7 protein-coding genes are annotated in these 8,760 nt (G+C 40.1%); 6 read left to right on the forward strand and 1 reads right to left on the reverse strand.

The features are described 5' to 3' along the window. Nucleotides 1–171 precede the first annotated feature (171 nt). Nucleotides 172–1,224: a Rieske 2Fe-2S domain-containing protein gene (locus tag FTU83_RS16065; protein ID WP_180107293.1), complete on the reverse strand. Its 1,053-nt coding sequence runs from the start codon at nucleotides 1,222–1,224 to the stop codon at nucleotides 172–174. A 410-nt stretch (nucleotides 1,225–1,634) separates the two neighbouring features. Here FTU83_RS16065 and FTU83_RS16070 point away from each other — a divergent pair, with 410 nt between their 5' ends. The 6 genes from FTU83_RS16070 to FTU83_RS16095 all read left to right on the forward strand — a co-directional run bounded on the left by FTU83_RS16070 (nucleotide 1,635) and on the right by FTU83_RS16095 (nucleotide 8,201). Next, complete coding sequence (locus FTU83_RS16070) at nucleotides 1,635–2,663, forward strand: substrate-binding domain-containing protein (protein WP_078190190.1); 1,029 nt, start codon at nucleotides 1,635–1,637, stop codon at nucleotides 2,661–2,663. A 99-nt stretch (nucleotides 2,664–2,762) separates the two neighbouring features. Next, entirely contained in the window at nucleotides 2,763–4,142 is a 1,380-nt protein-coding gene (gene pstC / locus FTU83_RS16075; RefSeq protein ID WP_078190189.1) for a phosphate ABC transporter permease subunit PstC, read from the forward strand. Further along, complete coding sequence (pstA, locus tag FTU83_RS16080) at nucleotides 4,139–5,530, forward strand: phosphate ABC transporter permease PstA (protein WP_180107283.1); 1,392 nt, start codon at nucleotides 4,139–4,141, stop codon at nucleotides 5,528–5,530. Before pstC ends, pstA begins: the two co-directional genes overlap by 4 nt. A 13-nt stretch (nucleotides 5,531–5,543) precedes the next feature. Next, a complete protein-coding gene (pstB, locus tag FTU83_RS16085; protein WP_218945842.1) occupies nucleotides 5,544–6,467 on the forward strand; it encodes a phosphate ABC transporter ATP-binding protein PstB in 924 nt (307 codons plus the stop codon). Nucleotides 6,468–6,656: 189 nt separating this feature from the next. Continuing rightward, entirely contained in the window at nucleotides 6,657–7,619 is a 963-nt protein-coding gene (gene sohB / locus FTU83_RS16090) for a protease SohB (protein WP_078190186.1), read from the forward strand. A 96-nt stretch (nucleotides 7,620–7,715) separates the two neighbouring features. Continuing rightward, nucleotides 7,716–8,201: a hypothetical protein gene (locus FTU83_RS16095; RefSeq protein WP_180107281.1), complete on the forward strand. Its 486-nt coding sequence runs from the start codon at nucleotides 7,716–7,718 to the stop codon at nucleotides 8,199–8,201. Nucleotides 8,202–8,760 lie beyond the last annotated feature (559 nt).

An 8,760-nucleotide genomic window follows, 5' to 3' on the forward strand; every position in this document is an offset into this window, starting at 1 on the left:
CATATTAAGCTTTACGAGGGCGTTGTATCGTCTGACGAGACGTGTATCAAGATGGGAGATATTAAATTGAAGAGCATGCTCTTCAATTTAACCCAAAACTTGGGATTTGTGTAGATACCTATGCCTTGTAGGAGAGGGTTAGGGTGAGGTGAATGCAATACGATATTGATGTTATGCCGCAAACAATGGACTAAAACCTTTTTTACGCAATAATTTGCGGTACATGCTGGAACTGCGGTCCGCTGGAAAATGCGCTTCGATGCTTAAATCCAAAGGCAAATATTCAGGCTTTTGTGATTCAGAGACTAAGCGGTCTTCCTCAAATATTTTCAGGTTAAAGTCATAAGCATCTTCCACAGGCAAGTCCTTGTCATAATTGCGGCATATAGGCGCAAATAAGCGTGTCGAGCGGGCAGTCATGGGTGATGCCGCATTCATAATGACTTGCTTGCTGTTGTTTGGAAAATGAATGGTCAGCGTTGCGGTAAACGGCAGATGAATTTCGAAATGGCGCAGCCATTGAAAGCCGTCTTGTCCGCGCTGTTCTAAACCAATCGGGTAGCGCCCAACACTGCTCCAATAGTCTGCATTAAATCCTGTTTCAGTCTCAATGGTTTTATAGTCAGGGACTTCTACATTTTCAGGGTCGCCAAAGGTATCGGGATGTACCCATGCAAAATGCGCAACATCAATAAAGCCTTCAAGCTGCCGGCCTGCAAAACATTGAAAATCGACCGTTGGGCACACCAATTGCTGAAACTCGGCTTCATCCCAATATGGCATGACTGGAATGTTTGGCGCAGCATCTTTAGTGGCAGTGAGCGAACACCATATCAGTCCATAGCGCTCAACAGCGGCATAAGTACGTAAGTTAAAGCGAGGTGAAATTTTGTGCTCAGGATGTGCAGGGATGCGGTTGCAATGACCGTGTTCACCAAAGCGTAAGCCATGATAGCGGCAGACTATCCCTAGACCATCATTTTTACCTAAGCTGAGTGGGACGCCGCGGTGAGGGCAGGCATCTTTAGCGACAATCAGTTCTTCTCCCATTTTATAAATGACGAGCGGCATATCTAAAAGCATGGTGCCATAAGGCTGTTCTGTAATGTCTCGAGCGAGTGCAATGGGATACCAAAATTCTGCAAGTAAGTGCCAGTCATGTTCTTCAAAAGTCATATGCACAGGCAAGTCCGGATTAAATGTCGCAATGGCTTTACTGGTCATTTTAGGCTCTGTTTTTATGTAAACTTGCATATTGAGCGAACTAAAAATGTAATGAAATTTCAATTATTGGAATACGAGGAAATAAAAAATAGAACATGCAAATGTGCATCATTCAGAAAAAGAGGGGAATTTGAAAAAAGAAAATAAGACAAAATATGACAAGGACATGAATTCTTACGAATATCAAAGTAGAAATAAATAAGACCAATACTTTGATAAATTTCATTACATGTTGAAAAATAAAGAATTATATTTAAATCAATGTGCAATCATCAATTATCATAAAAGCGTCATAAAGATGTAACCTAACTGTCATACTCTAAAATCAAAATGCGTATATCGAAAAAGTACAAGACTTTAAAAACAAAAGTGGCGTACTCCAATAAATGCATCAATAAAGAGAGATGAGAATGCGCTTAAATCATATCGCACTTGCTATGGTACTCACTACTGGGGCAACAGTCGCTACAACTGCAAATGCAGCTCGTGACACGATCCAAATTGCTGGTTCTTCAACTGTACTGCCTTATGCAAGTATTGTTGCAGAAGAGTTTGGTAATACATTCCCACAATTTAAAGCACCTGTCGTAGGTTCAGGCGGTACTTCAGGTGGTTTGAAACAATTCTGTAATGGTGTAGGTGACAACACAATTGACGTTGCAAACGCATCTCGTAAAATTAAAGATACTGAATTGGCTGCATGTAAAAAAGCCGGCGTTAACCAAATCTTAGAAATTAAAGTTGGATATGACGGTATCGTATTTGCGTCAAATGCGAAAAAAGCGGCATTCAAACTTCGCCCACAGCACGTATTTGCTGCACTCGCTGCTGAACTACCATCAAAAGGTAAATTGGTTCCAAACCCATACACACGTTGGAATCAAATCGACCCAACATTACCAAACGAAGCAATCACTTTAGTTATTCCTGCATCAAACCACGGTACACGTGAAGTATTCCAAGAAAAAATGGTCGATGCTGGCTGTGAAACTTATGAAGCTTTCGCAAAATTAGATAAAGATGCTCAGAAAAAAGCATGTTCAACTTTCCGTAAAGACGGTCGTGTGATTGAAATCGCGGGCGATTATACAGAAACATTGGCACGCTTAAAAACTTCACCTAACGCTGTAGGTGTATTCGGTCTAGGTTTCTATGACCAAAACCGTGACAAGCTACGTGTAGCAACAGTGAATAATGTAGCGCCGTCTGAGAAGACAATTTTAAATGGTTCATACCCAGTATCTCGTCCATTGTTCTTCTACGTAAAAGGCGAGCACTTAAAATCAATTAAAGGCTTAAAAGAGTTCACAGAATTCTTCCTTAGCAAAAAAGTATCAGGTAAAGGTTCTAAGCTAGAAAAAGCAGGCTTAATTTCAATGTCTGATAAAGAACGCGCTGCAGTTCTTGCAAACTTTAAAGCGGGTAAAGCAGTTAAATAATTGGATTGAAACAGCCAATGGCAGGATTGACCTGCCATTGGCTTTTTGCAAAGAAACAGTTTTTTCAAGAAGGGCTTTTGAAAAAACAGTGGAGATTACATGAATCTGCTACTTATTGGTGTGTTGCTCGCAATTATTGCAATCGCTTATCAAGTTGGACTGACCAAAAGTCGCAAACTTGCAGGTAAAGGCAATAACTCAGCAATGTTGCATTCACGACCGGGCTATTATGGTGTTTTGGTCGCTTTATGGTGTGGGATTCCCGCTTTTTTAATCTTGATTGTTTGGAACTTGGTTGAACCGAGTATTTTTCAACACGTTATTTTAAATAATGTCCCTGAAAATATTCGTTTAAGTTTAGATCCTGCAAGCACGAGCGTAATGGTTGACCGCGTTCAAGCGATTGCTTCTGGTTTTGGGGTAAGTGATACGCCAGCTGCATATGAACTTGCAGCAGCAGAACAGTTAAAGAAAATTGAAAACATCGGCTCATATGCAAAATTGGCCGTTGTGATTTGTGCGGCATTGATTGGTTTAGTCATGGCTAAACGCCGCATCGCAGAAAAATATCGTGCACGTAACCAAGTCGAAAAAGTCATTAATATCGCATTGGCACTGTGTTCGGGTGTCGCAATCCTGACAACAGTTGGCATTGTGATGTCGATGTTCAGTGAAGCCATGCGTTTCTTTAGTTTTGTCAGTCCACTAGATTTCTTCTTAGGCACTGAATGGAACCCCGGTTTTAGTACATCAGGGAATGCCGAAGGTAGTTATGGTTTGCTGCCACTCCTTTGGGGCACACTCATGGTCAGTGGTATTGCGCTATTGGTTGCTGTTCCTGTTGGTTTGATGATTGCCATTTACTTAGCTGAATATGCCAAGCCAAGTTTTCGCGCCTGGGCAAAACCGGCTATTGAAGTTCTCGCAGGTATTCCAACCATCGTTTATGGTGTATTTGCCTTAATGATTATTGGACCCTTTGCAAAACAGCTCGGTGCATATATCGGACTCGATATTAATGCAACCAGTGCTTTAACAGCAGGCTTTGTGATGGGGATTATGATTATCCCATTCGTTTCATCATTATCTGACGACATCATTACCCAAGTCCCTCGCGCGCTTCGTGACGGTTCACTCGGTTTGGGTGCTACAAAATCAGAAACCATTCGCCAAGTAGTGATTCCAGCTGCATTGCCGGGCATCATCGGTGCATTCTTATTGGCAGCATCTCGTGCGATTGGCGAAACCATGATTGTGGTGCTTGCAGCAGGCAACAGTCCTTTACTGCATATCAACCCACTCGAAGCGGTGTCTACCGTCACTATTACCATCGTAAACCAATTAACAGGTGATACAGACTTTGCGAGTCCTCAAGCATTGGTTGCTTTTGCACTCGGTTTAACACTGTTTGTGATTACTTTAGGTCTGAATATTGTTGCACTGTACATTGTGCGTAAATACCGTGAGCAATACGAATGAGTACGACGAATACATCAAATATGGATCAAAATTTTGATCAACACGCAGCCGCAGAGCTTCGTGAAAAACGTAAGAAAATCATTGAAAACTCATTGGCGAAAAGACACCGTAAAGAAAATACCTTCCGTGTCTTGGGCTTTAGTGCAGTAGTGACTGGCTTATTGTTCGTCGTGCTATTGTTTGGCAGTATTTTAGCCAAAGGCTTACCAGCATTCTGGCAAAGCTCGATGACGGTGCCTGTGTTTTTTGATCCAAGTATCGTCAATGTAGGAGCGAAACCGGTTCAAAAAGAAGGTGAATCTCCTGCACAGTTCCAAGAGCGTTTTATTGCTTGGCAAACTGAAATGGGCATGGTGGATTGGGATGCGCTGATTGTGAATGGGATCATTGCAAAAGATCCAGCGATTGCCTCTCAACGTGATGATCTCAACAGTTTATATACCAGTTCAGAAGCTTATCGCTTACGAGACATGGTTATGGTAGATCCTTCATTGATCGGTCAAAAACAAGATTTAAAAATCCTTGCAGATGCCAATGTCGATGTCTGGTTAGCGGGTAATATTGACCGTAGCTTGCCTGATGAACAGCAGCAATTGAGCCCAGAAGTACGCCAACTCGCAGATAAACTCAAAGCTGACGGTGTGATTACTAACTCATTTAATACTGAAATATTTAAAAATCCAGACTCTCGTAGCTCACCTGCAACTTCCGGTTTAGCAGGGGCGTTTATGGGTTCACTCTTCATGATGCTGATCGTGATCATTATTTCGATTCCAATCGGTGTAGCATCCGCAATTTACTTAGAAGAATTTGCACCTAAAAACTGGATTACCGATGTTGTCGAAGTCAACATTAACAACCTAGCAGCGGTTCCTTCGATTGTCTTTGGTTTGCTCGGTGCTGCGATCTTTATTGGTTGGATGCACATGCCGCTTTCGGCACCTGTGGTTGGTGGTTTAGTCTTAAGTTTGATGACACTACCAACGGTCATTATTACCACACGTGCTTCACTAAAAGCTGTCCCGCCATCGATTCGTCAAGCCGCATTAGGTTTAGGTGCATCACGTTTACAAACTGTATTTCACCATGTCTTGCCACTGGCATTGCCGGGTATCTTAACTGGTGCCATTATTGGTGTTGCGCAAGCCTTAGGTGAAACTGCTCCATTATTATTGATTGGTATGAGTGCCTTTGTGGCAAGTGTACCAGCCACTCCTTTAGATCAATCCACTGCATTACCTGTACAAATTTTCCTTTGGCAAGGTAACGAGCTACGTAACTTCTTTGAAGGGCGTACCGCAGCAGCAATCATTGTACTTCTTGCTCTCATGATCGGCTTAAACAGTTTAGCGATCTGGTTACGTAAGAAATTTGAAGTACGCTGGTAATTGAGGGCATTATATGAATAGCGTCGTTACAACTGAAAAGAATTCCTTATATCAGGATAAGTCCGTGAATCCAGAACAAACACAATTTACCTCTGCTCAGGGCAGCCAAAAACAAACCAATACTGCGTTTGTGTCACAATTCGATACGCAATCTAGCGCGAAAAAAGATGCGAAATCGAGCAATGTGAAAATCAGTACCAATGATGTGCATGTGTACTATGGCGAATCTGAAGCGATCAAAGGCATAGATCTGAACATTTATGAAAATGAAGTGATAGCCTTTATTGGACCGTCTGGTTGTGGTAAGTCAACTTTCCTGCGTACGCTCAACCGTATGAATGACACGATTGATTCTTGTCGTGTGACAGGGCAAGTGCTCATGGATAATCAAGACATCTATGATCCAAATCTTGATGTGGTATTACTGCGTGCGCAAGTTGGCATGGTATTCCAAAAACCAAACCCATTTCCAAAGTCAATTTTTGACAATGTCGCTTATGGTCCTAAACTGCATGGATTGGCGCGTGACAAATACGATATGGAAGAAATTGTTGAAAATAGTCTGCGTAAAGCAGGCCTTTGGGATGAAGTGAAAGACCGTTTGAACCAACCGGGTACAGGACTTTCAGGTGGTCAGCAGCAACGTCTATGTATTGCGCGAACCATTGCTGTCAGTCCTGAAGTGATTTTAATGGATGAACCTTGTTCAGCACTCGATCCGATTGCAACTGCAAAAGTAGAAGAACTCATCACTGAACTTTCAGCGCAATATACCATTGCGATTGTGACGCACTCGATGCAACAAGCAGCACGTGTATCTGACCGTACTGCATATTTCCATTTGGGTGATTTGATTGAAGTGAATTCCACTGAAAAAGTCTTTACTCAACCGGATCATCAATTGACTGAAGCGTATATTACCGGGCGTTTTGGCTAATCTAGTCTGTCTAAAAAAGAGCCGAAAGGCTCTTTTTTTATGAAGTCAATAATTAGGTCAAAAAGTCTTGATAAAAATAAAATGCTCAATTTGGCTCAATGAGAATTATTTTCAAAAAATAGATTGAATTTTTGTGATGCAACCCACATGTTATACAACATAAATATGAATTAAATGAGTTTCAATTTTATGCTATTTCATAATCCCAAGTTGCCTGCGGAAATTCGTGTAAGCCATTTAAATGCACGTATTAATGAACAACGAAAAAAAATTGCGCAAACGACTGCATCTAAACTTGAGCTGCTGCAACTAAGCCAACAATTATCAAAAGAAGCGCGCGCACGTAAAAAGAATAACCAAAAAATTTATGTAATCGATTTTAATGGTGATACCGCTGCATCTGCGGTAACGAGTCTACGTGAAGAAATTACCCTGATCTTAGCGACAGCAAAAGCAGGACGTGACCGCGTGGTTTTACGTTTAGAAAGTCCAGGCGGGATGGTGCATGGCTATGGTCTGGCCGCTGCACAATTGGTACGTTTACGTGATGCTGGATTTAATTTAACCATTTGCGTGGATAAAGTTGCTGCAAGTGGTGGCTATATGATGGCCTGCATTGCAAATGAAATAGTTTCAGCTCCATTTGCAGTTGTGGGATCGATTGGCGTGGTTGCACAAGTGCCAAACTTTAACCGTTTATTGAAAGAAAAACATATCGATTTTGAACTGTATACAGCAGGTCAGTTCAAACGTACCGTCACTATGTTTGGTGAAAATACGGCTGAAGGTAAAGCCAAATTTGAAGAAGAGTTGCAGCAAACGCATAACTTGTTTAAACACTTTGTTGAAAAATACCGTCCTCAGCTTAATGTCGATAAAGTTGCAACAGGTGAGCATTGGTATGGTCAAGATGCCATTGATCTTAATCTAGTCGATAAGCTCCAAACGTCAGATGAATATCTGTTAAGTCTCATGCCACAACATGATGTATATATGATTGAAACCCGCAAAAAGCCAACGCTTGGTGAGAAGTTAGGCTTACAAGCAGCACAAATTGCGGACTCATTGGTTCCTGCAGTCATGTCTAAAGTGATGGAGTCATTGAGTAAAGCCAATTCGAGTCTTGTGCAGTTGCGTGATCCAAAGCTTTAATTCTTTAAGTTTAAAAGCCAATCCAAAGATTGGCTTTTAATGGTTGGGTTTCTCAAATAAAGGGCTTTAAAACTGAAATCTGTATTTAATTTTCGTTTGATATTATTATTTTTTATCCTTACTTCTTTTTTAGTTTTTGACTATATTTCTAATAATCAGCAGTCTGAGGAAATTAAAATAACGGATAGCCAACACCCAATAAATTTAGAATTGAAGCAAAAGGCCCAAGAAATTTTTGGCAATATTCTTATATTGGAAGGAAGTTATAGTTCTTACTCCTCGCATGATGTACTTTATAGTATCCATTATAAAGATTTCAGTATCGCTGATTTTTTAATTTATCATGATGAAATTTTGAAGAAAAACGAATGGGTTTTTCTGAAAAAAATAGCCCAGTCATATATTTATTGTCAAAATCGTCGCCAGTTAGAGATTATTCCCCCGAAGATATTAATTAAAAATGTAGATAATGAAGAGGGGGATATCATTAGACAATTGGATGAAGAATGGAATATTAATTTTTATCATTCAAGAAATAGCCATTTTAGTCAGTGTTCGAAACATGATAATTCTCATGAATGAAATAAATAATACGGTTCTTTTTCGTTTAATTATAATGTGTGAGTAATTATTCTGGGACTGGAAGAGTGGTGCTCCTAGTAAAAATAGCATTTTAGGTAGTTAGAAGCTTATCTTTTAGCATATGTTGTCTTTTTAAACCTTATATTTTTATGAGTCTAGAAGATCACCCAATACTTAGTAATACGAATCAACTCATATATTACATTGGCTTTTTTTATGCCAAAATTACTCAATAAATAATTATATATTAGGGTTTGTCTGTTCAGCACCAATTTGATAAGGTACTTAACTAATTATTTATTAAATGTTTATTACATAATAACACTGAGGGAAAAATGACAAAAATTGTCGTGATATCGAAGAAAGATCAAACGATTTTAAAAGAAACTCAGGCCAACAAAATACAAATATCTCAACCTTCAATTATTCAGTTTGATGTGTGCTGAAAAAACAGGAGGTTTTAACTTGGTAAACTAAACACACTCATCAGGAGTTTACCATGAGCAAGAAACACAAGACTTACACCACAGAATTTAAAGCTGAAGCCATCAAATTAATT

This window comes from Acinetobacter sp. YH12152 (genome assembly GCF_013418285.1).
Lineage (GTDB): Bacteria > Pseudomonadota > Gammaproteobacteria > Pseudomonadales > Moraxellaceae > Acinetobacter > Acinetobacter amyesii.